Annotated in this window: 17 protein-coding genes; 3 read left to right on the top strand and 14 right to left on the bottom strand. The window is 56.0% G+C overall.

What is annotated here, in order from left to right; translation table 11 throughout:
• Positions 1-13: 13 nt before the first annotated feature.
• From HS100_17945 to HS100_17895, 11 genes are all read right to left on the bottom strand, one after another.
• Positions 14-2,917, bottom strand: a complete 2,904-nt coding sequence (locus HS100_17945; GenBank protein ID MBE7435804.1) for an insulinase family protein — start codon at positions 2,915-2,917, stop codon at positions 14-16.
• Between the two features lie 165 nt (positions 2,918-3,082).
• The gene (locus HS100_17940; GenBank protein ID MBE7435803.1) at positions 3,083-5,563 is read right to left on the bottom strand and encodes a hypothetical protein; all 2,481 of its coding nucleotides are present in this window, start codon (positions 5,561-5,563) and stop codon (positions 3,083-3,085) included.
• Complete coding sequence (locus tag HS100_17935) at positions 5,563-7,344, bottom strand: cyclic nucleotide-binding domain-containing protein (protein ID MBE7435802.1); 1,782 nt, start codon at positions 7,342-7,344, stop codon at positions 5,563-5,565. Before HS100_17935 ends, HS100_17940 begins: the two co-directional genes overlap by 1 nt.
• A 1-nt stretch (position 7,345) precedes the next feature.
• Positions 7,346-10,318 (bottom strand): FHA domain-containing protein, encoded by a 2,973-nt coding sequence (locus HS100_17930; GenBank protein MBE7435801.1) that lies wholly within the window; start codon positions 10,316-10,318, stop codon positions 7,346-7,348.
• Positions 10,319-10,412: 94 nt separating this feature from the next.
• On the bottom strand, positions 10,413-11,444 hold the full coding sequence (locus HS100_17925; GenBank protein MBE7435800.1) for a zinc-binding dehydrogenase: 1,032 nt from the start codon (positions 11,442-11,444) through the stop codon (positions 10,413-10,415).
• Positions 11,441-11,719 (bottom strand): hypothetical protein, encoded by a 279-nt coding sequence (locus HS100_17920; GenBank protein MBE7435799.1) that lies wholly within the window; start codon positions 11,717-11,719, stop codon positions 11,441-11,443. Before HS100_17920 ends, HS100_17925 begins: the two co-directional genes overlap by 4 nt.
• 89 nt (positions 11,720-11,808) lie before the next feature.
• The gene (locus HS100_17915) at positions 11,809-12,561 is read right to left on the bottom strand and encodes an FAD binding domain-containing protein (protein MBE7435798.1); all 753 of its coding nucleotides are present in this window, start codon (positions 12,559-12,561) and stop codon (positions 11,809-11,811) included.
• A 54-nt stretch (positions 12,562-12,615) separates the two neighbouring features.
• A complete protein-coding gene (locus HS100_17910; protein ID MBE7435797.1) occupies positions 12,616-13,218 on the bottom strand; it encodes a trimeric intracellular cation channel family protein in 603 nt (200 codons plus the stop codon).
• A gap of 57 nt (positions 13,219-13,275) precedes the next feature.
• Positions 13,276-16,179, bottom strand: a complete 2,904-nt coding sequence (locus HS100_17905) for a LysM peptidoglycan-binding domain-containing protein (protein MBE7435796.1) — start codon at positions 16,177-16,179, stop codon at positions 13,276-13,278.
• Complete coding sequence (locus tag HS100_17900; GenBank protein ID MBE7435795.1) at positions 16,176-16,748, bottom strand: RNA polymerase sigma factor; 573 nt, start codon at positions 16,746-16,748, stop codon at positions 16,176-16,178. The genes HS100_17905 and HS100_17900 overlap by 4 nt, the downstream gene beginning before the upstream one ends.
• A gap of 101 nt (positions 16,749-16,849) precedes the next feature.
• Positions 16,850-17,326, bottom strand: coding sequence for a PaaI family thioesterase (locus HS100_17895; protein ID MBE7435794.1), 477 nt, complete (start codon positions 17,324-17,326; stop codon positions 16,850-16,852).
• Between the two features lie 21 nt (positions 17,327-17,347).
• On the opposite strand from HS100_17895, the gene HS100_17890 reads away from it, so the two are divergent.
• Genes HS100_17890 through HS100_17880 form a run of 3 tightly spaced genes read left to right on the top strand, consistent with a single transcriptional unit; the run spans position 17,348 to position 21,174 of the window.
• On the top strand, positions 17,348-18,082 hold the full coding sequence (locus HS100_17890; protein ID MBE7435793.1) for an ABC transporter ATP-binding protein: 735 nt from the start codon (positions 17,348-17,350) through the stop codon (positions 18,080-18,082).
• A complete protein-coding gene (locus tag HS100_17885; GenBank protein ID MBE7435792.1) occupies positions 18,063-18,773 on the top strand; it encodes an ABC transporter ATP-binding protein in 711 nt (236 codons plus the stop codon). Before HS100_17890 ends, HS100_17885 begins: the two co-directional genes overlap by 20 nt.
• A complete protein-coding gene (locus HS100_17880; GenBank protein MBE7435791.1) occupies positions 18,766-21,174 on the top strand; it encodes an FtsX-like permease family protein in 2,409 nt (802 codons plus the stop codon). The genes HS100_17885 and HS100_17880 overlap by 8 nt, the downstream gene beginning before the upstream one ends.
• Before the next feature lie 55 nt (positions 21,175-21,229).
• Here the strand turns inward: HS100_17880 and HS100_17875 are convergent, their stop codons facing one another.
• The 3 genes from HS100_17875 to HS100_17865 form a co-directional block, all read right to left on the bottom strand.
• Positions 21,230-22,225 carry an LLM class flavin-dependent oxidoreductase gene (locus HS100_17875; GenBank protein ID MBE7435790.1) on the bottom strand — a complete coding sequence of 332 codons (996 nt, stop codon included), beginning with the start codon at positions 22,223-22,225 and terminating at the stop codon, positions 21,230-21,232.
• Positions 22,226-22,367: 142 nt separating this feature from the next.
• Complete coding sequence (ssnA, locus tag HS100_17870) at positions 22,368-23,696, bottom strand: putative aminohydrolase SsnA (protein ID MBE7435789.1); 1,329 nt, start codon at positions 23,694-23,696, stop codon at positions 22,368-22,370.
• Between the two features lie 179 nt (positions 23,697-23,875).
• Positions 23,876-26,377, bottom strand: coding sequence for an FAD-dependent oxidoreductase (locus tag HS100_17865; GenBank protein ID MBE7435788.1), 2,502 nt, complete (start codon positions 26,375-26,377; stop codon positions 23,876-23,878).
• Positions 26,378-26,411: the final 34 nt, after the last annotated feature.

The raw sequence follows: 26,411 nt of genomic DNA, 5'->3' as shown, positions 1-26,411 counted from the left end.
AAATTAGCTTTGTCTATGCAACCTTTGTGATCTTTAATTTTTCCTTCGAGCCATCCAGCGCGGATTGTGAACCGACGACGACTACGGCATCGGACTTGATGGCTTTTTCGAGCGCATCTCCGAAAGCGAGGAAGTCCTCTCCGTTCGTGGATAGGACCTGGTCGCGGATCTTTTGGCGCATTTCGTCGGTGCGACCGGTCAAGTGGCGCATCATGGACGTGTAGCCTTTCGCGTCGGGGAGTTGATAGGCATCCAGTTCGCCGATGGTCGAGATGATGGCTTTCTTCAATTCGTTATCCGACAGTCGGGCGGACTCGAGCCCTTTCAGGAAGGTGGGCGCGGAATCGTAGTTCTTGATGGTCTCATCCACGTTCGGGTCGCGATACGAGAGATAGGTAAACACGCCGGTCGTGTCGTCGAGTTGGGCGAAGACGCCATACGCGCCGCCCTGCACGCGGACCTTTTCCCAAAGATGCGTCATGCCGAGATAACCGATGACGACCTGCGCCGAACCGTCATATTCATAGCCGAGGTCGAATAGGTTCGCGCCTTTTCCCACGTAGTTGACCTGCGCCGGGATCACCAGCCCCTCCTTGTGAGTTGAAGGCTGAATGTCGAAGGATGAAAGTTGGGCATCCTTGACGGGCATGGCGAAGATGAAATTCTCCAGATGCGGTCGGACCGTTTTCCAATTCATCTCGTCGAGCGTGACATTCGCGATCATCGTCTTGCAATTGATGAGCGACTCGCGCATCGCCTCCATTTTTTCGAGTACCTTCTTCCAGTTCTTGTCGATGTCGTTCGCGAGTTCGCGCAATGCAAAAAGATAGCCCACGCCGCGTGTCTGGTCGTTGATCCATCCCGTGCCGCCGAATTGCGAGCGCAGGCGCATGTTCGCAAAGCGATGTCCGGCGGGCGCGAGTGCAGACTCCACGCCGGATTTTTCTTCGAGCACGATCTGCTTGAGTCGTTCCTTGTTGTCGAGTTTTACGGTCAGGAGGACGTCCCTGAGGATGGACAGCATCTCCTGGCTTTGACTCACAGTGGATTTGCCACGGATCATCAGGTGCGCCTGCGCCTCTTTCGTGGGCAGGTTTGTCAGGCTGACCGATGTGCCGTGGATTCCGCCGGTGCTTTTCCCGATCCGCTGCGAGAGTTTGACGTAATCCTCGGTCTCGGTGCCCATCTCGAACAACGCGCGCGCGAAGACCTCCGTCAGCGGAAGCATGTCCTTCGGCATGGGGCGCAGGTCGAAGGCGAGATCGAGATAGAGGATGCCGTTGGTGAAGATGTCGTGATAAAGGACCTTCGCATCCTGCACCTGGATCTCTTCGATGGAGATCGTGCGGGCTTGTTTGTCGAGGTCTTTCAGTTCGAGGGTCGGAATGGTCGCCAGCGCTTCCGCGGTGTCGGGAGTCTCCTGTCTTGCTTTTAGTTCATCCGCATTTTTGGCGTGTTTGCGGATCTCATCCGCGCTCATCGCGGACCTGGCGGATTCCAGCCGGGACTTCTCCTCTGCCTCGAGGCGCTGACCCAGTTCCGGGTCCGGTTTGAAGCGCAGGGTCGTCCGGTGATTATTCTCGATCAAATAAGTCTGGATCAATTTTTCAAAATATCGCGAGTCGTTGGTCAGTCGATTCTTGATATCAGCCAGCGGCGCTTCGAAGGCGAGCACTTTGAATGGGTCGTCGTCGTGCAGCCAGGTGGTCAGCGCGCGCAGCATCAGCCCGATCCCGCGCGGGAAGGAACCGGTGTTGTTCTCGCGCAGGGCGAACTCGATGGTGTTGATCGAAGCCGCGGTCATATCGGGGTCGATGCCGTCTGTGACGAGGGATTGCAGTGTATCGAAGATCAGCGTTTCGATCTTTTTCGCGCTGCGGGCGCGCGTGCCTTTAAGACCGGTGGAGAAGAACATCTCGCGCAGTTCGGTTTCGAGCCCGCCCCCGGCAAGGTCTTCGCCGAGTCCTGAGTCAAGGAGCGCTTTGCGGAGCGGGGAGGCGGGCGTACCGATGAGCGTGTGCGAAAGGATTTGAAGACTGAGTGTGAGGACGGGGTCGGTGGTATCCGTCAACTTCCAATTGACGGTAAGATAATGTTTGTTCTCAATATCCTCGCCTTCACTGGCAATGTAGGAATGCTCGACCTTCTTCGGTTTTTTGAAAGGTTTCCCGGGCGGCACCGCAGACTTGACCTTTTTCTTTTTGTACGGTTTGAGATAGCCCTCCATCAATTTTAGGCGTTTCTCCGGGTCGTCATTGCCATAGAAGAAGATGAACGAGTTGGACGGGTGATAATACGACCCCCAGAACCCGCGGAAGTTTTCGTAGGTCAGGTCGGGGATGTTTGCCGGATCGCCGCCTGAGTCGACTCCGTAGATGTGTTTTGGAAAGAGCGATTGCTGGATGGTGCGTGCCAGTAAATTCTCAGGCGAGGAATAAGCGCCCTTCATCTCGTTGAAGACCACGCCTTTATAAGTGAGCGCGTTTTCCTCCACTTCGTAGTGCCAGCCTTCCTGCATCAGGGTCTCTTCCGTGATGCGTGGATGCAGGACGGCATCCATGTACACGTCGATAAGATTGTAGAAGTCCTTTTCGTTCTGGCTTGCCACGGGGTAGCAGGTCTTATCGGGGTAGGTGAAGGCGTTGATAAAGGTCGCCAGCGAGCCTTTGACCAGTTCCACGAACGGTTCCTTGACCGGGTACTTCTCCGAGCCGCCCAACACCGAATGTTCGAGGATGTGCGCCACGCCGGTCGAATCCTTTGGCGTGGTCCGAAAATTGATGCTGAAGACCTTGTTCTCGTCGTCGTTGATGACCGAGAGCATCCGCGCTCCGGTGCGTTTGTGTTCGAATAGTTGAACTAGCGAGTTGATCTCGGGGATTTGCTGTTCTTTGATCAGGGTGAAAGATTTGGGCATGGGGGAGTCCTTGGATTGAAGTGTCATAAGTTTACCCCTTTCAAGAAATTACGAACCCTTCTTGTGAGGGATGTTGGAATTACATTGCGACTTGCGCGTAGCCAAACAAGCTCACATATAAGGATTATTACATGTTCACCAACCGTACTTCAGATTCTATCAGCTTTATGGCAGCAGAATAATCCCGCTCGCTTCCGCCATATCGATCACCGTCATATTCTGGAGCAAAATTTCAGGCGTAATGCCTTCGGGATAATAATCCTCCAGCCCGCGCACGAAGTAGGGCGGCAGGTGGCGGAAGTGGAAGACGGCATTGACGACGATCTGCTCGCCGGGGAATTCTGCCGCGTCGAAGACGTAATCGAACGAAGCCGAATCCCGTACCTGACCGTTTACAAGCGTGGTCGGGTTGATTGCGTCCATCGCCTGCCCGTCACTGACGCGCACGCGGGTCTTGACGATGTCCGCGGCGGGGGTCTGGTATGGTCTTTCGAAGAAGGTCTCGCCGATGGGTTCGGTCAAAACTTTTTGGAAATTCGCCAGCCACGGGTCGCAGTCCTCGATGGGCGCAGTTGCATCCTTGTTCAGGACGATCAGTTCGCCGTTCTTGCTCGGCTTGATTCCGAACTTCGCTACCGAAAGCGGATTGCATGTCAGCAGGTCCGCTTGCGGCGTTTCGATCACGCCCGAGGCGCATTGCGCGCCGATCGTGCCGAATTCGGTTTCGATGTCGGTCAGGCAGACCGGTTCGCCGTCAACTGTGACCGCTGAGACTTCGAGCCACATCTGCCGCGCAAAGGCAAAGCCGGTCGGCAGGCTGTGACCGACGAGATTGCTCTGCACCGTCACAGTGGCTGTGATCGTGCCATCTTCGGCGTTGTGTACCAAATCAATGGTCAGACTGGCGGCGGACCTCAACAACGCCTCGCGTTCTTCCTGGACGTGAGCGAACTGCTCGGGCGTGTATCTATCCGGTGCAAGATCGTAATCCACGCCTGCAAAAGTATGCGATTGGCGCTCGCGTTCCTGCGCGATGGGGAAGGGGTAGCCGGACTCCGGCGAGACGACGGGTCCATTTGGCAGTTGCGGCATGTGACAGTCCACACAGCCAAGCGCGGGCTGTCCGCGCGATTCTTGCAGCGCGACGTAATCCTCCCACTCGTCGAAGGTCGTTTGCAAAACCAGGTCTTCCAATTTGCCTTCATCGTCGAATTCCAGTTCATTCTCGTCAAGTTGGTTATCTTCATCCAAATCGCTGAAACTGCCGTCGCTTCCGGGGAACGCGGTGATCTCGCCGTCGCCGTCGATATCCACTTTGACGTTATGGCATGAGCCGCATAAACGGGATGAAGAAATGTTGTCGGTCATGAATCCGGTCTTGGATTCGTGCCAGACGTTCGGCAGTGCCGGAATCTCACCCAAAGAGGGACCGAACATATCCGTGAAGGATTTTGCGCCTCCTACCCCAACCGGGAAGTGGTCCGCCATCCCGCGCCTTTCCTCGGGTGCGGCTTCGAGCGTGTGACAGACGATGCAGGTGACACCATCATCCATCACTGCGCCGTTCGGCTCCGGGCGGAAGACGTTCTCCGCATCCAATGGCAGGATGACCTCCTGCGTGATGGATGTGCCGATGGGCGCATGACAGTTGTTACAGGCGCGCCCGAATTCGGGATGTTTTTCGAGTGCCATGATGGTCTGCGCGACCACCACCGGTCCGCTTTGAGCCTGCGAGTGCATGCTCACGCTCCATTCTTCATAGATATCGGCGTGACAGCGTTTGCATTCCGTGGCGGGCGGCAGGCCGGTCAATGCCCCGTGGACCGGTTTGCTGATGTTGGTAAAGACTTCGAGCACGTGGAACGAGACGATGAATAAAAACAGGATGGCTAGCGGGATGTGCAGCCATTTCCATCCCTGCATGAAGGCGGCGTAGAATTTCTGCGCGCGCTCGCGGCGGGCGTAACGGATAACCCGGTCGGCGAGGCGCTTCCAGTTTTCCCATTCACCGGTTTCCTCCGGCGGCAGTCGCAGGCTGGATTCGATCCGTTTCCACTTGCCGAACTTTACCCCTTCCATTGCTCCACGCCGAAACTCGGAAGATTTCCCCGCCAATAGTTTGTCCATCTCGACCTGCACGAGGTGCGCTTTGGCGTTCGTATCCTTGACCGCAAGGTTGCCGACTGAATCAGCGACCACTGGCGGGAAGGCGACATAGACGATGCGCCAGAAGATCCCGCTAACGACCAGGATCAGGAAGACCGTCAGCGAAAGACTGCCCCCTGAAGGCTCCGCTTTGACGATGGCGATGAACGCATGCACGAGCGCCAGACCGAAGGCAAGCAGGCCGAGATAGATGTGCGACTTGAGCCAGGACATCATCGTACCGGGCAGTTTTTCCTGGAGCAGGCGTTTGCGCGCGCTGTAGAAACCCACGATCAATGAAAGCAGGACGACGGACGCCCCCAAAGCCGAGATAAGGATGAGCATCGAAACGCGCGTTGTTTCGAGCAGATCGCGGATGAAATTCATCGAGAGGAACATGCCGAAAGAACAGAGGCACAGGAACACCAGGCTGATCCCAATCCAGGGAAGAGCCCGCTCGAATATGCCGTATTTGCGTTTTAGTTGAATCCGCTTTTTCATTACCGCCCGCCCTGCTTCTTTATTTCAAGACCGATGTTCAAGTCTTCGCGTTTGAACTGCTCCACCGGGTCGATGCGCATTGCCGCGCCGACAGGGCAGGCGCGCACGCAGGCGTAATCGTCGTAGCCTTCGCACAGGTTGCATTTCACCGCGATGCGGTCGCGCGAGTGGGATTCGTCTTTTTTCAATCCCAGTGATTTCAACATCGGCAGCAGGAATCCGCTTTCCTTGTGCCGGTCGTGCATTTGAATGTTTCCATACGGGCAGCGCTCCGAACATGCGCCGCAGCCGATGCAGTTTTCCGTCACGATGCTTATCTCGCCGTCCGGTTTGCGGACGATGCCGTTGACCGAGCAGAGCAGGCAGACCGGGTCTTCGCAGTGGCGGCAGGCGGTCGGGAAGAGCAGGTTGCCCATCTGCAAGCCGCGCCGTTCGAGCCGTGAATTGCCATGCCGCCGCCCGCAGGCGTCCACGCAGTTGTTGCAGTTCGTGCATGTGGCGGTATCGATCACGAGGATCTCGTGCGCCTGCATCACGCCCTGGTCCATCAGCGCCTTGAGCGAGATGTTCTCCTGGATGGTCTGAATGCCCGCCATGCCCGTCGTCGTCGATTCCTTCGCCTGCGGCTTGGCAAGCCTGAGCAGTTGATCGCTTTTGTACGCCTCTTCCACAAGGCGCGAACGCAGGTCGGGGTATTTCTCCAATAAGGCGAGCACGCTCGCGGCGGGGATGAAGACCACTTCGGCGCGGGTATTGGCGGTCACCGTTGTGGACTGCGGTTGTTTGAAAAGGATCGAGGATGCGCCGAAGATATCCCCCTCGCGGTAGTACTGCATCACAAGTTCCGAGTCGAAGTGTTTGCGCGATACCCGCAGATACCCGGCTTGGACGAGGCACAGGTCGCCGCCCGATTCGCCTTCGCGGTAAATGACCTCGCCCGCACGGAAGATCCGCAATGTGGCGTCGTTCAACAATCCTTCGACGGCTGACTCCGGCACGGACTTGAACAGCGGCGAACGGATCGCGTAGGTCCACAAGGCGCGGCGGCGGTAGAGTTCGTCCATCGTCGCCTTGAACGCCGTCAGTTCCTTCATCATGCGGTGGACGGTGGCTTTGGGCATCTCCAGCGCGATGGATTTTTGCATCGCCACTAGGTTGTAGCCTTCGGCAAGGTTGCTCAGCACGCCCATCTCCCCGTGGAAGGTCCCGGCGGTCAGCACAAGGATGCGCATATTGCTGCCGGTCGCGGTCGAGACCGATTGTTCGATCTCGCCTTCCAAGACGATATACAACCGTTCGTGGAATTCGCCTTCCCGGCATAACGTCTCTCCTTCGGCAAGTTGCCTCAAAGTGCAGCTCAACAACATGCGCCGCAAATGTTCGACCGGGACGCCGTTGAACAATTGATAATTGATCAGTTGACGCGCGAGGCTGTCGAGCGTCCAGTTGGATTGCACGACTTGCGAACCCACCTGCAAAGGCATCGGGCGGTCCGGCGCCACATGCTCCACCTTCATCTTGTTCCACAAGACCATGTCGGCGCGGTGAAGGTTCGCCGGGCAGACCGGTATGCATTGCTGGCATTGCGTGCAGGCGGTAACGAAATTGATCACGTTCACCGAAGTGATTCGGTCCGCCAACACGCCTGCGTTTAATTCCGCGATGGTCACGCGCGCCTTTTCCGGCAGCGGGCAGGCGAGCATGCAGTCGTTGCATCCGATGCACGCCATTACCTCGCGTTCGACTTCGTTCCGCAGTTCTTCGATGTAATCTAAAGTCATGCTACTCTGCCTTTAAAACAGTGCTGCCCAAACGTAATTCGTCGCCTTTATTCAGGACGACAGCCTGGTTGACTTCAAGTTTTATACCGTTATAAAACGTCCCGTTCACGCTGCCGATGTCGCTGACCCCGATCGTCCCGTCCGGGTTCAAAACGATTCGCAGATGCCTGCGCGAGATCAGCGGATCGTCGAGTCCCTGCACATCTTCCGTGGTTGTGCGGCCCACCGTCAGCGGGAGTTTTACCAACAGGATGCTGCGACCAATCCCGGGCCCGGCGAGAACCGTGAGGCGGGTGGGGAAGGAAGTCTGGATGAAATTTGTCGCCTCGCCTCCGACTCTGCCCGGGGCGGAATCTCGAACCGGAACCTGGGATTTCTCTGATTCCTTTGGCGCGGAATCCTGGACTGGGGATTGCGGTTTCGCTGGCGCCTCCGGTGCGGAATCCCGGATTGGAGGTTTCGGCTTTTCCATGATCTGCGCCGCTTCGATTCGTGCTTCTTTCTTTTCTTCCGCTTTGACCGGCGGCGGTTCTTGCACATGCTCTTCGGGTTCCATCACGAAAGTCATCGGCAAGCCGCTAGTCTTCCCGGCGGATGCGGCAGAGGGAACGAAGACTAATTTGACGTCGCCGAATTGAAGTTCGTCGGCGGGAGCGATCGGGCTTTCCTTGTTCGGCGCGAGTTGGGTCCCGTTGATGCGTGTGCCGTTCGCGCTCTGCAAATCTGTGACGAACCATTTCTCGTCGCGCCAGTCGAATCGCGCATGCTCACGGCTGATGGTCTGGTGCTGCAATGTGATGGCGTTCGACCCGGGGTCGCGCCCGAGCGTGACGGACGGCGGCTTGAGCGCGAAACTCAAACCGATGGTCGAGCCGGAGTAGGCGATCAATTGCCCCCAGGATTTTTCGACCTTTACGCTTTGCAGGAATTCGGTCTTTGCATGTTTCGGCGCAGGCGCGGGGCTGGTCATGCCGGAATGGAATGTCAGTTTGACCTTGCCGATGCGGATGATGTCGCCGTCGTTCAATACGCAAGGCGTGACGACGAGCGTATCGTTGACGAAGGTGCCGTTGCGGCTTCCGAGGTCGCGCAGGTAATGATGCTCGCCGTGGTGCGCGATCTGCGCGTGCATGAAGGATACGGTCGGGTCTTCGATGCGGATCGTCGCCTCGGGGTCGCGCCCCAAAGTGATGGTGTCATGCTTGAGTTCGATGCGCTTGCCGTTGTATTCGATCGCGCCCGGTGTGAAGAGTTCCTGCGGCGGCGCTTCGAGCGGAATCTCCTCCGGCAGGACGCTGGTCTTTTGCGCTTCAGCTTCGACTGCAAATTTCAGCGTGGTATGGCCGATCTCGATTACGTCGCCGTCTTTTAGCGCAAGAGGTTCTCCGATCCGGTTCTCGTTGACGAATGTGCCGTTCGTGCTTTTATTATCGACAATGAAGTAGGCGACCCCGCGTTTTTCGATGCGTGCGTGGCGGCTCGAAACGAGCGGCTCCTTGATGACGACGTTGTTTTCCGCGTTGCGCCCGATGGTGAGAATGTCGTCGATGGAATGGGTGGAGCCGTTCATTTTCAAAACAGCATGCGGCGTCTTCAGCGGTTTGACTGCAAAGGTATTGCCCGTGCTGGTCATTTCGCTCTTGCGCAGGCTGGCGGGCGAGGGTAGTGCCGATGTTGCGATCATGCTGCGGACAGCGATGACTTGGCTGCTCATGTTGAGCGAGTCGATCCAGCCAGGCAGGTCGAACTCCGGGTCGAGCATGCGTTCCGCCACCGACGAGACGTTGGTCTTCCTTTCAATCAATTTCTTGAAGAACAATCCGTTCCTGCGCACGTTCTCCTTGCGCTGACCAAGCATGAGCGCGCCGACAAGTATCCCATCGCGGATCACTACTTTCCGATAAGCGATGCGCCCGCTCCCGCGCGGGAAATCCACAAGCACCTGGTCGTCCGGCTTTTCGTTGATGCTGCCCACGCTGGCAAAGTCGAGGTCGTACAGGCGGGTGGCGAAATAATGTTCGCCGGGTTCATAGGTTTCTGTGCCGCCCGCCATGTTGCGCCCGGCGATGCGCCCCTGCAATCGCGCCGGTTCCCACAAACCGAGCGTTCGGTGAATTACATCGCCGCCCGCATAGACGTTCGGGACGTTCGTGCGCATGTGTTTATCCACGGTCACACCGAGGAGCGTTCCGCGCTTTTCGTCTTTTGCCATTTCGATGCCGGAGTCCTGCAGGAATTCGAGGTTCGGGCGGATGCCGATGGCGGTTCCTGCGAGTTGACAGTCGATGGTCTGGTTGGCATTCTTGAGCCGGATGGCTTTCAATTTCCCGTTCCAATCGCCGATGGCGGTGTCGATCTCTTCGTTCAAGCGCACATCCACCCCCTCGGCGCGCAATCGGCTGATGACAAGGTCTGAGCCGGTCCGGTCCAAAGCGCGGTCGAAGAACATGTCGCCGCGTAAAAGATACGTGACGTGGACTTTGTAGCGCATCAAGCCCTGCACCCATTCGATGCCGAGCGGACCGCCCCCGACAACCACCGCACGTTTGACCTTGCCCGAACGGATTCCGTCCAACACGGTTCGGACGTCTTGAAGCGTGCGCATGGTCATCACGCCGGAAAGTTCCGCGCCGGGGAAGGTCGGCGTGTTCGGACGTGAACCGCTGGCTATTAACAGCTGGTCATATTCGATCTCACGGTCATCGGCGAGGGTCACCTTGTTGTTTTTCGTATCCACAGCGCTGACACGGGCAAGGATGCGGTCGATTTCGTTTGTTATGTAAAAATCGGGTGGGACGGCAAATAGTTGAGACTCTTGTAATTCCCCCAGCAGGTAATTCGTGAGCGCCGCGCGGTAATAGGCAGGATTCGGGTCGTCCGAGACGATGGTAATGGACGCATCTTGATCCGCCGCGCGGATGTAATACGCCGCGGTTGTGCCGGTCGCGCCATCGCCGATGATGATATATCTCATCAGGACGGGGATTTTATTGGCTGGGGGGAATTAAGTCAATATGGATGGGATTGGGGATGTTTGAGATTGGGAAATACGGCGCAAACAAGTGAAATTATTTCACCTTCAACACAACCTTCCCAAACTGCTCTCCCTTTTCATACCGTTCGTACGCCTCCCTTGCCTTCTCCAGCGGATAAACCGAATCGACGATGGGCGTCAACTTGCCGTTGAAGACGTGTTCCATCATCTCCTTGAAGTCCTGCAAACTACCCATCGTCGTGCCGATGTGGGTTTGCTCGTTCCAGAACAGGAGCGAGAGGTTGGTGGTGGCTTCGCGCCCTGTGGTTCGCCCGTAGGTAACGATGCGCCCGCCTTTGCGTAAAACTTTCTGGCTGTCGCCCCAGGTCAACGCGCCGACGTTCTCGATCACCGCATCCACACCGCGCCCGCCTGTGAAGTTGAGCGCTTCCTCGAAGGGCTTGCCTTCACTGCGGTCCACGGCAAAGTCCGCGCCTGCAAGTTTCGCCTTCTCCATCTTTTCGGATGAACTGGTGATCGCGATGACTCTCGCCCCGAGCATGTGACAGATCTGGATCGCGGCTACCGCCACGCCGCCGCTTGCTCCGAGCACCAGAACGGTCTCTCCGCTGATGATTTTTCCGCGCGTAACGATCGCTCGCCAGGCGGTCTGGTACGCAAGGGGAGCGGCCGCAGCTGTGACGAAATCGAATCCCGGCGGGAGTTTCATCAGTTTGTCCGCATTCGCTGCAATGTATTCGGCATTGCCGCCGCCCCCGTTCGAGCCGAGAATATCGTAATCATCACATAAAGTGACGCCTCCTCTCTGGCAATGCTCGCATTGTCCACATGAAAGCGACGGGTTGACCACGACCGCATCGCCCGCTTTCCAATCCTTCACATCCGGCGCGACCTTTGAGATCACGCCAGAGATGTCCGATCCCGTCCACATCGGGAAGTGATAACTCTCGTCGGCGGGTCCGTGCAGCGACCACAACTCAAGGTGATTGAACGCGCTGGCATGGACTTGAATCAAGACCTGTCCCGGCTTGATCTCCGGCATCGGGACTTCGGCGATCTGGATCTTCGAAGCATCGCCGCATTCGTAAAAGACAGCGGCTCTCATCGGTAGATATCCTCCTCATCTTCCACCACGGGCGGCGGTGAGCCGAGGTCGTAATTCCAAACCCCGCTCTCCTTCATCGCCGAGGCTACGTCGTAGGGTGTGGGTTTGAATCCGTAGTTCTGTCCCTGCACGAATTCGAGGATGAGTTTATGCGGCGGACGTTCGACCTTGAAACTTTTCTGCACGTGGTTGAGGAAATACTTCGCGCTTTCGTTCGAGATGTCGAAGAGTCGCGCGATCTCTTCGAAGGCTTTGATTTTATTTGTGGGGGTCATTGGAAATTCCCGACCCCGAAGGGGTCAAATGGTTTTAGATTTGCGCTCCGGAAAAGACAACTCCGAAGGGGTGTCATGCCTGTGCGATCTTACGCGATGGACTCCAAACAACGCTTCGCCAGCACAGAAGCGGTGTCCATGCGGTATTCGGCGGATGCCCATTCATCGCTCGCTTCGTGGTAGGCGTTCATGGCGGCTTCTTCGATTCCATTCGCTTCGGTGCCGTCCATGGCAAGCAGTGGGGTTTTGCCATATCCGCCCAGGGTCAGCCGCGTGCGGCCCGAGTTCCATTTCGCCAACGCAGCGCAGACGACAGGTTTATCGGCGGGGGTTTTCGATACGAATTGGAAGGCATTTTTGGTGTTGAGTGGGATGATGATGGAGGTGACAAGCCCGCGCGGGCGGGTAAGGAGATATTCGCCCAGACCGAGGACGGTGGAATTTGGATTGCCTGCGGTCAATGGGCTATAGTCCATTTTTGCATCCATCGCGAGGAGCATGGTAACGAACGGGGAGCGGCCGTCGCTTGCAACGATGGTTCCTGCAACGGTGGCGGCATTCCGAATGTTGAGCGGCGCTTCGAGCTTGAGCGCTGTTTTCAGCGGTTCGGGGGAGTTGCTGTCTTCGTACAGAGATTGAAGCGTGCATGTCGCGCCGATGACGAATTCACTGCCGTTGGCGCGGAGCGAATCCAGCCCAAGGCGTTGGAGGTCGACGACGGAAACAGAATCCGTTGCGGAACGGGAGAGAAGCGTCCCGCCGCCGAGGGGCATGGTGTTCGGTTGATTCAGAAGCGCGAGGGCTTCATCGAGTGTCTGGGGTCTGTGATAGGTTGTGATCATGGTATTGTGTCTCCAGGCTTTGATTATACCCAGCGAGGTGATAAAATGCGTTCCTTATGGAGGCGGGAGAGTCACTTTGAAGCCGACGGCGAAAAGCCGCAGGATGAATACAATTACCGCGCCGGTGAGCGATGCAAATAAGGCATTTATCTCAAATGCGTCAAGAACGATGAAAAGGCTGGTCCCGATGAACGAACAGGTTGCATAGAGTTCAGTGCTTTGGCGGAACACGTTGGGAATGCGGTTGCTGAGAACATCGCGCAGCACGCCGCCAAAGATACCCGTGACTACGCCCATTAGGATCGCCACGATAGGGGAGATATTCAATTGCAGGGCGTAGGTCGCGCCGAGGATGCTGAAAATACTGAGACCGATGGCGTCTGCCACAATGAGCAGTCGTTTCGATAAGGTATCGAGCCGATAGAACGTAATGATCGCGAAGACAAAGGTGGTGACAGTCAGCCAGGGGTCGTCGATCCAGAAGACCGGAGTGCGGCCGAGCATCATATCTCGCAGGGTTCCACCGCCGAAGGCGTTTACATAAGCGATGGTCGTTGCGCCGACAATGTCCATCTGGTGTTTGCGGGCTTCAAGCGCGCCTGATACGGATGAGGCTGTGACAGCAATGTAGGTCAGGATAAAAAGAATCTGGTCCATTTAAAAAATTTTACCGCCATCGGAAAGATGGCGGTAAGGATTTTAACGTCCGGATCGTTATGGCGAAGCAAAGGGCGAGAGGAATTCCCGCTTCAATGCCTGCACAAGGATGTCTGCTTCGCCGCCGTTAGTGTAACGGCCGTGCAGGTGCCATACAGGTTGAACGTATTGCGGGCTGCTCGCTGGTCCCGGCGAATCATATTGCATCAACGGATCCATGGTGTAATACACCAGCTCAACAGTCTCGATAACGAGATCGGGCGGGACGTAATTGTCGTTGTTCCCGAACGGGTCCGGCAGGGGGCGGTCCATGTCAGCCATTGAAGGCAGTTCGAGCGGCTGTCCCGAGCTGGGGTCGATCGCAGGGGAGGAATAGAACACGCGCACCGTGGGGTATCCCGCAAAGGTCTCACCTGGCACGATCAAAGCCTGGATGAGGATCTCGCCGTCCGGATAATAATTCGAATCCGCAGAAGCGCCGCTCGGGACGAGTTGAACATAAGTCTCGCCTTCGTGGTTGAAGAGGACAAGCTGGGTGCCGTTGTAATCTCTCAACTCTTGGATACCTCTCAAGACCTGGAATTCCAAACCGGGGTAAAGTTCCTCGAACTTTTCAAGGCTTAGACGCGGGAATCCGGCGGTATCGTAGCGGATGCTTCCCCAGATCGCGACGGGTAGGTTTTCAACCCGCAGGAGATCGTCGAGGTTCTCACCTTCGAGATGGTAATACTGCCCGTTCTCTTTGAGTATGAAGGTGTACTCTGTTCGTTCGCGTCCGTCCGGTTTTACAAAAACCGTATGCTCGACCACACCTTCAACGCCGTCGAACCTTGCGGGAGCTGGAACGCCCGGCAGAACAAGCACCCATCCCGCGCCGATTTCATGATCGGTCAGGTAGTTGGCGCTCATGATGTCTTCGGCAGAAATGTTGAACTCGGCAGCGATGCTTTCCAATGTATCGCCATCTTTGACAGTGTATTGCAAAAAGGCGGCAAGCTCTTCGGGAGTGTACCTCTCTTCAGTTGCGGCAAGCGTGGGGAAGGGAATCGGGGTTCCGCTTAAGTTGAGCGGATAGAAGCCGTAACCGCCCCCGCCTCCGCCTCCGCCCATGCTGTTGATGTCGGCATAGAATTGGATCGACGACCAATCCAATTTTCCATCCGTGAGGATACCGCCAATGTTAAGGTAGGATTTTTCAGTGTCTGTGTTCAGCGGCAGGTCTGTGGGCGGGTCGAGAACGATGTATTCATCGCCGCCATCGCCCCGGATGATGATCTCACCGCTCTCATTGCGAAGGGAGCCCGCGATATTCATCTGCGGTATGCTGGTCTCCAATTCTTCCACGCTGAATTTGCGGACACCATTCTCGAACACGAACTGGCCCGTGACTACGACAAACATATAATTGTTCAGGGTTTCCAACTCGGCTGTCTCGCCAATGGCTTGGATGCCATCCAGGAGCAGCAGGGAGCGTCCGTCATTCTGGGTGGAGTCGTATTTTGTTAGGCTGGCTGAAATGGTGACGTGCTCGTTATCGGGATATTCCCTGTGCCAAACCAGCGGCGGCTCGGTGCTCGGTCCGTAGCCCGTCTCCAACGTGCCTGTCTGTGCGTCTCCCGAAAGCACCGCGTCGAGGGCGTCCTGGGCGTTGATGATGCCGTAGCTTCCGATCGGGGTCGGGTCGTAGTTCATAAGGTTGAATTCCGCATAGGCGACTTCGCCGTCCTTGCCGAGCGTGATGCGTGAGACCCACATGGTGAATGTGTCGAACATCATCGGCATGCCATCCGGCGAAAGCTGATGAACGGAGTACATTCCATTTCCGTCCTCTGAGACTCGATAGGCGAAGTCGAAGCCGTGCTTTGTCAGGAAGTCTCTGATGATGGATTCGGCGTTTGCATTGGACGCGCCATAGAAGCCGCGGCTCGTTGTTTGAACGTCTGCAGAGTAGGTAAAATAATTCGCGGTATAGATCGTCAGCAGGCGTTTCCCATCCGAGATCACATACCCGGTCCGATCCGGTAACTGGGGGAACGGAGTTGTATAAAGATCGCCTTGCAGCCCGAACTGATCTGCCAGCGCGCGCGCCTGCTCGGCGGTGGCTGGCGCATCTGTGATGTAAGCGTATACATTTGCACTGGTAGGTGACTCGGGCAGTGGCTGTGCAAGGAACAACTTCCCGCCGCGGAAGTCGTAGCCGCCTGCTGAGGTGTTGCTGGGTGTGGCGTTCGGGTCGATGATCACGCCAGGCGTTGCTTCAGCGACCGGGGTCGCATCGATCTGGTAGACCACCTCGGTCACAAAGGTCAGCGAAGCTTCGCCGACACGACCGGTCACCTCCCAACAGCCTGTAGTGGGGAAGATCAAGGCAAGGATTTGCAGCCCGGTGTCGCCGTAGCCGTCCGTGATGAAGGCGCGTAAAGGTTCGGCTTCGGCGTCGAGCCGCCGCCCTTCGACGGTCAACGCGCCCGAAACGTCATCCCCACGCACGAAACTCCACTTCATCGCAAACGAGCCGTCTGGCTCCACGTTGTGTGACTGCATGATGATCTTTCCATCAGGCCAGAGCGTCGTCCATAATTCGCCGTTACCGAGATAATATTGCGACTCGACCGTCTCGCCGGGAGGCAGGCTGCCGTTCGGGGGTGTGACCGGGCAAACGAAGCCTTCGCTGCTGCCGAAATTTTCATGCGGGCGCAGTTCCTGGAAGATCCACACCATGAACACGATCACCGCGGCAAGGGCGACGATTCCAGTCAGGGCCGAAAAGAGGTTTGCCGTCGTTCTTCCCATTCCTTGGGCTTGAATCCCCCTGAAAAGCGATTGAAGATTTTTCTTCGGTCTGTGCGCCGCGCGGAGTTTTTCCTCCAGTTCCGCTTTGAAGACGAGGTTTGGTCGTATCTGATCCGCGCTTTCCTCGAGGTATTTTTCGATCTCGTTATTCTTGTCGAATTCGTTCATTCTTCCACCTCCATTCTGAGGGAGGTTCTCTCGCGCAGGTCATGCAATCCGCGAGAGACAAGCATTTTGACGGCTGCTTCGTTCTTGTTCATCACGCGCGAAGCTTCCGCGTAATTCAATCCTCCGAAATAGATCAGTGTTATGGCTTCAGCCCGTTCATGCGTGATCTGGCGGAGCGCCTGGGCGATGGCTTCGAGCCGGATGCGCGCCATGGCGGCTTTGTCCGTCGGTAGGTTCGGGGTTGGATATTGCTCCGCCGCCTCCAACGGAACCTCGTGCATGTTTCCGCGAAAGAACATCGATCGCTTCTTTGAGGCGATTCCCATGATCCATGCCGCGAACGAGCCTTCGCCCCGAAACGAGCGTATCCCCTCCATTGCCGCAATAAACGTTTGTGAGGTCAGGTCTTCGGCGTCCTTGATATTGCCGATGTGCGCCATGTGATAACGATAGACCCTGGTCACGTGCTGGCGGTACAGCTCCGCGAAAGCGTCCACATCCGTGATCGCTTTGCGCGCCAGGTCGTCTTCATCACGGTCCTTGATTTTCATGTTCATTAGGGTGGTCATATACCTCCTGTAATGTGTGTACACATCTATATGTTGCAGGAGGTCGAAAAAAGTAACAGGCAGAATAGCGTAGGTCACGCTTCAGGCGTGAGCTACGCTATTTACTCTGGATAAACTCTCCAGCCCAGTTCTTCCAGCTTGCTCATATCGAATTGGTCTTTTGACACATTGATGTGCATCCCTGTGCCTTCTGCAAGCAATTCCTCTGTTTCGGCATCGTAGATTCCCGCCCACGCTTCGGCGACCCTGCCCTTGTCTTTCCCGGTCTTTCCAATGATCTTCAATAACTTTTCCACGGGAACGTTTTTGCGATACTTCACTTCGAGCTTTCCCGTGAACATAAAGCGCGGTTTTTGCGGGTCGCTCCCCAAGTAGGCCCGCCCGGTGACCTCATCGATGATGGCGGCAACGATCCCGCCGTGTAAGACGCCGGGATAACCTTGAAAATGGCTTGGCGCGACGTATTGGGTTTCCACCTCGCCGGGCCCGGTTTCGTAGAAATGCAGATGCAATCCCACCGGGTTTTCCAGCCCGCAGACGAAGCAATGTCGTGAATTGGCTTGTTTTATTTTTGGCATGAGCCGGATTATACTCTGGGTATGATTCGTCTCAATCCATCGGCGATCGGTTCAGGTATCGAAGACAACAAGGAATTGGTTGACCTGTGCAACGTGGTGAAAACGTACCGTAGTTCGGCAGGCACGTTCACAGCCTTGAAGGGGATCGATCTGAAGGTCGAGCCGGGGGCGTTCGTTTCCATTATCGGGAAATCCGGCAGCGGAAAATCCACGCTGATCAACGTCATTACCGGGATCGACAAACCCACCTCCGGCGAGGTCTTTGTGGATAACCATCCCATTCACGAATTTAGTGAAGAGGAGATCGCGCTCTGGCGCGGGCGCTCCATTGGCGTGATATTCCAGTTCTTTCAGCTCCTCCCAACCCTCACCGCAGTCGAAAATATTTTGCTGGCAATGGATTACGGTTCGCGATATCCCCGCCCTGATCGTGCCGATCAGGCCATGCGCCTGCTTGAACTGGTTGGCATGGCGGATCATGCCCATCATCTGCCGAGCGCGTTATCCGGCGGCGGACAACAATGTGTGGCGATCGCCCGCGCGCTGGCAAATGACCCCGTCCTGCTCACAGCGGACGAGCCCACTGGCAACCTTGATTCCAAATCCACCGAGATGATCTTCCGTTTGTTCGAAACCCTTGTCGAGTCGGGTAAGACGATATTGATGGTCACACACGACAGCGATCTCGCCCGGCGCGCCCGGCGAACGATACGCCTGGTGGATGGAAGGATTCAGGATGAATTCGTCAACCGATAGCCCATTAATCGAATTGCGTTCTGCGGTCAAGGTCTATGAAAGCCTTGCCGGTTCCGTTACCGCGCTCGATCACATCGATCTGGCAGTTCTCCCCGGGGAATTCTTGATCGTCACGGGAAAATCCGGCAGCGGCAAGACCACGCTGGTTAATATTATGACCGGCCTGGACCGCGCCACTTCAGGCGAGATATGGGTGAATGGAGAACCGATTCACAAGTACGGTCCTGAACGAGCCGCGAAGGTTCGCGGCAGGACGCTGGGTGTCGTTTTTCAATCTTTCGAATTGCTTCCAACCCTCACCGTTCTCCAAAACGTCATGCTGCCCATGGATTTTGCGAAACGATACCCGATCTGGGAGCAGCGCAGGCGTGCCATGTCCCTCCTTGAAGAGGTGGATATTGCCGATCATGCGAAAAAACTTCCAACCGCGCTTTCGGGCGGCCAGCAGCAAAGGCTTGCCATTGCGCGCGCCATGGCGAACGATCCCGCCATTCTCGTCGCAGATGAACCTACGGGTAGTCTCGATTCAGCCACCGCGGCGGTGATCATGGATATATTTGAACGTCTCGTACAGGAGAGGCATACTGTCTTCATGGTCACTCATGACGAAGATATCGCCAGACGCGGCTCGCGAATCATCACGTTATCCGACGGGCAGATCATTGGCATGAAGGAATCCGTCCATGCTTAAAGCGCGCTGGTTCAAGGTTATCAACGACCTGTTTGGCAACAAGACCCGCACGTTGTTGATCGTGCTTTCGATGTCCGTCGGTTTGTTCGCGCTGGGGATCATCTTGAGCGCACGGACGATCCTCGCCGATGGGCTTGCGGAAAGTTTTGCCGCCATTCATCCCTCCAGCGGCACGGTGCGGACGATCCAATTGTTCGACGAGGATTTTCTTGAATCCATTCGCAAAATGAAGGATGTGCAGGAGGCGGATGCGCGCAGGAACATCTCGGCGCGGCTCCTGACAAAATCCGGCGAGTGGAAGAACCTTACGGTGTTTGTCATTGCCGATTACGACGATATTCGCGTGAATAAGGTCACTTCGCAGAGCGGAGCCTGGCCCCCGCCCGAGCGCGAGATATTGATCGAGCGGGCGGCATTGCCTGTAATCGAGGCGGAAGTAGGCGATGTGGTCTTGATCAAATTTCCGAACGACGTCGAGCGCAGGGTCCGCATTGCCGGGGCGGCGTATGATCCCGCCCAGTTGCCCGCTCAGATCGACGGGACGCCGTACGGATACGTTACCTTCGATACGTTGGAATGGTTTGGCGAGCCGTATGGTTTCAATGAACTGCATGTGATTGCCGTCAATGCGCAGGATAAAGCATGGGCTCAAAGAGTCGTCAACCGCGTGAAAGACAAGGTCGAAAAATCCGGCTACACAATTCCGTTGAGCATGATCGCCGAACCAGGACAACTCCCCATGAACGATGTGCTGAACGGCATCCTTTTATTGATGGGACTGCTCGGTGTGTTGTCCTTGTTCCTCAGCGTTTTTCTCGTGGTCAACACGGTGTCCGCCATACTTACGCAGCAAAAACGTCAGATCGGTGTGATGAAAGCGGTGGGCGGGAGCTCGGCTCAGATCTTGGGCATGTATCTCGTCATGGTCCTGGCTTATGGCGCACTGGCTTTGTTGATAGCGCTTCCGCTTGGCGTTTATGGCGCGCAGGCATTGAGCGCCGCGCTGGCTGGATTTTTCAATTTCGACCTTTACTCGATGGAATCGCCGCCGGAAACATTTGCCGTTCAAATTGCGATCGGGCTGATCCTGCCGGTTCTGGCTTCGCTTGTTCCGTTCGTTACCAGTTTGCGCATCAGCGCCGCAGAGGCGATGAGCAATTACTCGATGGGCCGTGGTCGGTTCGGCGGGAATGTGATCGACAGGCTGCTTTCTGGCGCGAATTTATGGTTTGCGCGCGGTTTTTCGATCAGGTCGGTCTTGTTGTCCATCCGGAATACGTTTAGGAATAAGGGCCGGCTGATTCTGACATTGATCACGCTCACGCTCGGGTCCGCGACGTTCATCAGCGTGTTCAATGTGCGCGCATCCCTTTCGAGCACCGTCGAGGATATGATCAAATGGTTCAACTGCGATTCGATGCTCGCCCTTGACCGTTCCTACCGCGCGGATCGGATTCAAAGCGAGGCGGAATCCATTCCGGGAGTGGTCGGGACCGATGTGTGGATTCAGCTTCCGGCGCGTTTGATCCGGGACGATGGGAGCGAAAGCGGCTTGATCTACATGTTCGCTCCGACGGTTCATCCCGATAGTTTGATCGTTTCCCCGTCCCTTGCCGAAGGAAGATGGCTTGCCTCGGGTGATGAGAATGCAGTGGTCGTTCCCTCCGCCATGCTCCTGGATGAACCTGAGATGAAACTTGGCGGGGATATCCTCCTGAAGGTCGACGGCGAGGAACATACATTCAAGATTGTCGGAACGTTCAAGGGAATGGCGTTTCTTCCCATCATGTACGTCAATTACGAGTACATGACGAAGATCACAAACCGCATCGGTGAAACGGACGCACTGATGATCGCACTGGAACGGCATGACCCTGCCTATGTCGATTCCGTGACGCGCCTTGTCGAAGAACGGCTGGAATTTGTGGGCGTCAAGATCGGGCTTGCGACCACCATCAATACGGAACGGCGCGATGCAGAGGCATCCTTCGATGCCATTGTCTCTCTTCTTCTGACCATGGCGGTTTTGCTGGCGCTGGTCGGCGGACTCGGTTTGATGGGGACGATGAGCATCAACGTTTTAGAGCGGACGCGCGAGATCGGGGTCCTCAGGGCGATCGGCGCATCGAACCGGAGCGTGGCACTGGTCTTTATCCGCGAAGGGGTTGTCATCGGTTTGATGAGTTGGGCGATGGGTGCGGTTTTTGCTATCCCCATGACTCAAGGACTCAACCAGGCGCTCGGGCAGGCAGTGATGGGAACCGCTTTGACGTACACCTATTCCATGCCGGGGTTTTGGATGTGGCTGGGAATCGTGATATTCCTGAGCATGCTTGCCAGTTTCATTCCCGCGCGCAACGCGTCTCGTTTGACAGTCCGTGAAGTGTTGGCCTACGAATAAAAAAACTCCCGTCAGGCTTGAAGCCGGCGGGAGGGTTCGATAGATTCGGGACTTTCTACTTTTGTGCGAATGTATCGATTAGTAGTTTGAAATTGCCGCCGACGGGATAGAGAATGGGGCAGGTGCAGCCGCGCTTTTTGTACTCTTCCACCTTGGATTTGGCTTCTTCGGGTGTGCCGGAGGCAGTGATCTTATAAACCAACTCATTCGGCACCAGGTCTTTCGCCTTCATGATCTGTTCCTTGGTGGCGGGCCACCCAAGGATGGATTGAATCTCTTGCACCACGCCATCGGAGACATTCGAGGCTTTCGCAATGTGCGGCTGCTGGGCGATGTATTGGCATAGGAGCATCTTGGTGTAGTCGATGGCTTTGTCGTGATCCTCGTCCACCGAGCAGACGATCAGCTGCGGACGGTCGAAGCCCTCCATTTTCCGTCCGGATTTTTTCAATCCTTTTTCGAGAAGCTCCATGGCTTTGTCGTTGTACTCGGGGGCGACGCAATAGTTGAGCACCGCTCCGTCCGCCACTTCACCTGTCAGTTCCATCATTTGGTCGCCGGTTGCGCCGATCATGATCGGCACATTGCGCGGCTCCCGCCTGCCGTATACCACGTCAAGTTCGATGCTGTTCACACGGACAAATTCACCGTCGAAGGTAACGCGCTCCATGTTGAGGAGTTTTCTCATCACTGTCACTGTTTCTTTCATGGCGGTCAGCGGTTTCTTGCGGTCGATGCCGACATTTTTTGCCAGTGGATCCCACCATGCGCCAAGTCCGCAGATGACCCGATTCGGCGCGAGGTCGTCGAGAGTCAGAAAGGTGGCGGCGAGCAGACCGATATTCCGCGTCCAGTTGTTGATCACGCCTGAACCGACCTTGAGGTGCTCGGTCACTGCTGCATAGGCAGCCATGGGGACGATGGCATCGCGCACAAGGCGCGACTCGGCCTGCCAGACAGCTTCAAAACCGCGTTGTTCCGCGTAACGGGCGTAGTCCAATCCATCGCGCAGGTTATGGGAATCTTGCAGGTATAAAGCGACACGTTCCATGTTTTTATCCTTATGATCGAAATGGATTGAATTCTGTCACATTATAGCGCACGGCGGATGGATTCACCCCGATTTGTATAGATAAAAACACAGTGACAGTCACGCCAGCGGGACTGTCACTGTGAAAAAGGAGGATTAAGGGTTACAGCTCTTGTAATCGTTGCCACATTACAGGAGCGAGTTCGCGTGATCGTGCCGCAATTCGCTCTTCATCCATGGTGAGAATCTTCTTGTTTTGCATCAAGATCTTCCCCCGGCAGACCGTGGTGTCCACCGTTGCATCCACAAGCCCGAAGATGAGGTGACCGAGGAAATTGGCTTCGGTCAACGGCGTGGGCGGGTGATAATCCAGGATTGCCAGATCGGCGGGCCGTCCTGCGGCGATCTCTCCAACGCGGATCCCGAATTGACGCTCCACGATATCCGCGTTGTTTTGGAGGAGCAGTTGCGGTGCTTCCATGAAGGCTACGCGCGGGTCTTGGTTATCGAGTCGATGGAGCAGGTAGGCGCAGCGCATTTGTGTGAGCATGTCCGAGTTCATGCCGTCTGTGCCGAGCCCGACCAGGATTCCCCTGGCAAGCAGTTTAAGTAATTTCGTCACACCGACCGCATTGTTCATGTTCGATTCAGGATTGTGGACCACGATTGTGTTTGTAGTTGCGATGGTGTCCATTTCAGATTCGTCAATGTGGACGCAATGGACAAAGATGGACTTTTCGCCAGTCATGCCCAGCCTGTGGAGCCGCTCCACGGTTGGGATGCCGTACTTATCGAGCGAATCTTTTCGATCTGCAGCATCTTCCGCGACATGGATGTGACAGCCGACACCCGCATCCTTTGCAATACCGACGCATCGCTCGGCCGTCTCATCGTCCACTGTGAAAGAGGCATGCAGCCCCATCATGGCTGCGATCTGGCCATCGCCCTTGCCAACCTTTTTGATGAACCGTTCGTTCTCTTTGATTCCTTCTCCGTGCTGGTTGCGATCTGAAACTTCATAGCACAGCGAGGCACGCACGCCAGCCTGTCTTACAGCTGACTCGATCATGTCGAGCGAACCGTCGCCTGCCGATGGTGAGGCATGGTGGTCGATGATGGTGGTTGTCCCATTGCGGATGCACTCGATGAGCGGGATTTGCGCCGAGAGCAGGATATCATCACCGACAATGGCGCGGTCCACTTTCCACCACAATCGCTCGAGAACTTCCACAAAGTTGGACGCGGGATCGCCGGGGATGAACATGCCGCGCGCGAAGGTGGAGTAAAAGTGGTGGTGAGCACAGATGAAGGCTGGGAGGATGACCTTGTTCGTGCAGTCCACTGATTTGGCGTTTGGATATTTCTTTTTCATCTCTGACGTGGTGCCAACGGCGACGATGTTCTCGCCGTCCGTTATTACCGAGCCGTTCCAAATGACGCGGTTGTTCTTACCAAGGGTCACAACAATACCGTTTTCGAATCGAGTTTCCATGTGCCATTCCTTTCCAGATTGTTGCAAGGAATCCAGAGGTTCTGCTTCCGGGATGCGATCCTGAAATAGAACATCAGGATATCAAATACATTTTAGCCATAAACCTCACGGATACCGCGGAGTTACTTACTGTGTAAATCCGTGACAATGACCCGCAGGGTTATTCTGTGGTAAAAGGATTAATTTTCCACCAGCACAGCCAGTTCCTCTGCTGTGCGCTCCCGCATCGTGATAGCGCCCGTGAAACACTTCTGTGCGCAGATGGAACAGCCGATGCATTTGGTTGGGTCGGTCCACGGACGGAACTTTTCATCGAGCGAAATGGCAAGATACCCGCAGCGTGTGCAGTTTCCGCACGAGACACACAAATCATGATTGAATTCGGAGATCTTCTTGGTCGGCGATAGCGCCATGAAATCAGTTACCGGTTTCGGCTGCGCGATGCCGGTCAATTCCTTCACAGATTTGATGCCGCGTTCCTGCATCAGGAAGGCGGTGCCGGATTCAAGCTCGTTCACGATGCCCACACCGTATTTCATCGCGATCGTACAGAATTGGACGGTCTTGACTCCCAGCGCCAAAAAATTCATGGCGGCTTTGTAGGTCATTGGTCCGCCGTTACCTGATATCTCGATTCCCTCCGGCACTGCATTCGCCAGTGTCAGGTATGAGATGGGGGTGACGCCGTCGCCGCTCATGCCGACGATCACGCCTTCATCCCATCGCCGTGTTGCCGAAGCGCGGAAAGCCAGCGTAGGGAATGAGTTTGCCAGCGTGATACCCGCCTTCTTGTTTGGGTACTTGGCAAGCACGGCCTTGATGGCGCGCAAAATCGGAATGATCGAAGTGACTGCGGCGGTTAATTTAAACAACTTCGGCACATTCGCATCGCCGACTTTCAGTATCCAGTCGACGATTTTTGCGGTAAGCGCTGCATTTTGTGAGACGATATCGCCCTCAGTGCCGTCGCCGCCTTGGGGACAGGACAACGAATATTCGATAGCCATTGCGCCTGCGGCTTCAAGTTTCTTCGTGTTCGATTGCCAGCCTGCGCAATCACTCTCGTCATGACCAGTGACGGGTCCGCCTGTGGAGCCGACAGTTAGCCTGTCGGGCCATCGTTTGACGAGAATCTCGATCTCGCGGCAGACACGATCGAGCGGATGCCCTGACACGTTATCCGAGTTTCCATATGTTAGGGGGTTGAACGTGAACATGTACTCGTTGGGGATGTGGATGGGGACTTTGTCGAACGCGGTCTTCATAATGCCGCCCGCCCAGCCCGCTTTGTAGGCTTTTTCCATTTGAGCAAGTCCATCCGTGATTGGAGAGGCGGATAAGAGGTACGGGGAGTGAATTGTCCGCCCGAAGAAATCGGCTTCGAGTGAGATGGGTTTGGGGTTGTAGCCTGGCAGGATGAAATAGGATTTTGTCGCCTTTTGGATCACGGGTTTTTCCTCCCCCTTCAGGTATGCATCGATCTCGAGCGCGGCATTTTTGCCTGAGGCCGTTGCTTCCACAACCGTTTTCGGACCGTTGGCCATATCGCCCGCATGGAAAATGCCCTCTGCCTGCTCGCGCGGCAGGGTGGATCGCATCCCGATCGATACGATAACCGCTTCGAAATCGGAACTCAGGCAGTCAGTGCCTTCCACGTCCACAACTTTTGTGGGGTGAAATTTTTCTCCTATTGGGAGGTGTACTTTCATCACTTTGATGCCCCATAAGCCTTGCGTGTCCTTGAGGATGCGCGTAACGCGGGTCCGCCCTGTCACTTCGATATCATACGTCAGCAAATCCTGCCGTTCGCGTTTCGTCAGCGGCATCTCGGAGAGTTTCTCGAGCATGAACATTTCCACGTGGCGCGCGCCGTGTTCGCGTGCGGTTAGCGCGCAGTCCACGGCGGTCGCGCCTCCGCCGACAATGGCAACCCGTCCTTTAAAGTGATAACTAGCCGGATCGGAGAGGAAGTCCGTCATCTTGATCGCCAGGTCTTCGTTTTCGATTCCCAGTTCGATTGGCTTCCACAAACCGATGGTGACCAGGACCGCGTCGTAACCTTGTTTGAGCAGGGACTTTGGCTCCTCGATTTTCATCCCCGTTTTGACATTGATTTCGCCGAGCGTGAGCAGGAACTCGATATCTGTTTCGATCACGCGCCTGTCGATCCGGTCATCAGGAATCAGATTCATCATGCCGCCGAGTCTGTCGCGGGCTTCGAAAATATCAACAGCGTACCCCATCTGCCCGAGAGTTGCCGCCGCCCCCAATCCTGCGGGACCGCCACCGACGATAGCGATCCGTTTCCCATTGAGCGCTGGCTTATCGAGTTTCGGGATCCCGCCTAACCGCTTTGCCATCTCGACAATGGTCGCCTGCGCCTTCGGGATGTTGATCGAGCCGTCGAAATTTTTTCGCGTGCAAGCCGCCATGCAGAGTGTGTCGGGGCAAACCAGTCCACAAACGCCACCGAGCGGATTGGCGCGCATAACCTCACCCGCTGCCCGTCGCAAATCCGATGCGTTTCCGCTGCGCGCCGCCATGAGGAAATCACAGGGTGAACAATAGACGGGGCAGGCTTCGCGGCACGGTTTTTCTTCGCAATACTCACAACGCAGCGCTTCGGTTTCGAGTTGATGGTTCGTCATGAAGAGGGCGTCAAAGGTTTCTTTCGTTCGCATGGGGCACCTCGGGTTAATTGTGAAATAGAGGACA

It is taken from the genome of Anaerolineales bacterium (assembly GCA_015075725.1).
In the GTDB taxonomy this organism is placed as follows: domain Bacteria; phylum Chloroflexota; class Anaerolineae; order Anaerolineales; family Villigracilaceae; genus Villigracilis.
The sequence above is the reverse complement of the archived record's forward strand: the minus strand, read 5'-3'. Positions and strand labels throughout refer to the sequence as shown.

Coding starts and splice junctions, on each gene's coding strand:
- HS100_17900 (MBE7435795.1), bottom strand. CDS start 16,748: ATGACCACCCTAATGAACATGAAAATCAAGGACCGTGATGAAGACGAC.
- HS100_17895 (MBE7435794.1), bottom strand. CDS start 17,326: ATGCCAAAAATAAAACAAGCCAATTCACGACATTGCTTCGTCTGCGGG.
- HS100_17875 (MBE7435790.1), bottom strand. CDS start 22,225: ATGGAACGTGTCGCTTTATACCTGCAAGATTCCCATAACCTGCGCGAT.
- HS100_17905 (MBE7435796.1), bottom strand. CDS start 16,179: ATGAACGAATTCGACAAGAATAACGAGATCGAAAAATACCTCGAGGAA.
- HS100_17885 (MBE7435792.1), top strand. CDS start 18,063: ATGAATTCGTCAACCGATAGCCCATTAATCGAATTGCGTTCTGCGGTC.
- ssnA (MBE7435789.1), bottom strand. CDS start 23,696: ATGGAAACTCGATTCGAAAACGGTATTGTTGTGACCCTTGGTAAGAAC.
- HS100_17890 (MBE7435793.1), top strand. CDS start 17,348: ATGATTCGTCTCAATCCATCGGCGATCGGTTCAGGTATCGAAGACAAC.
- HS100_17920 (MBE7435799.1), bottom strand. CDS start 11,719: ATGACCCCCACAAATAAAATCAAAGCCTTCGAAGAGATCGCGCGACTC.
- HS100_17925 (MBE7435800.1), bottom strand. CDS start 11,444: ATGAGAGCCGCTGTCTTTTACGAATGCGGCGATGCTTCGAAGATCCAG.
- HS100_17915 (MBE7435798.1), bottom strand. CDS start 12,561: ATGATCACAACCTATCACAGACCCCAGACACTCGATGAAGCCCTCGCG.
- HS100_17940 (MBE7435803.1), bottom strand. CDS start 5,563: ATGAAAAAGCGGATTCAACTAAAACGCAAATACGGCATATTCGAGCGG.
- HS100_17880 (MBE7435791.1), top strand. CDS start 18,766: ATGCTTAAAGCGCGCTGGTTCAAGGTTATCAACGACCTGTTTGGCAAC.
- HS100_17910 (MBE7435797.1), bottom strand. CDS start 13,218: ATGGACCAGATTCTTTTTATCCTGACCTACATTGCTGTCACAGCCTCA.
- HS100_17930 (MBE7435801.1), bottom strand. CDS start 10,318: ATGAGATATATCATCATCGGCGATGGCGCGACCGGCACAACCGCGGCG.
- HS100_17935 (MBE7435802.1), bottom strand. CDS start 7,344: ATGACTTTAGATTACATCGAAGAACTGCGGAACGAAGTCGAACGCGAG.
- HS100_17945 (MBE7435804.1), bottom strand. CDS start 2,917: ATGCCCAAATCTTTCACCCTGATCAAAGAACAGCAAATCCCCGAGATC.
- HS100_17865 (MBE7435788.1), bottom strand. CDS start 26,377: ATGCGAACGAAAGAAACCTTTGACGCCCTCTTCATGACGAACCATCAA.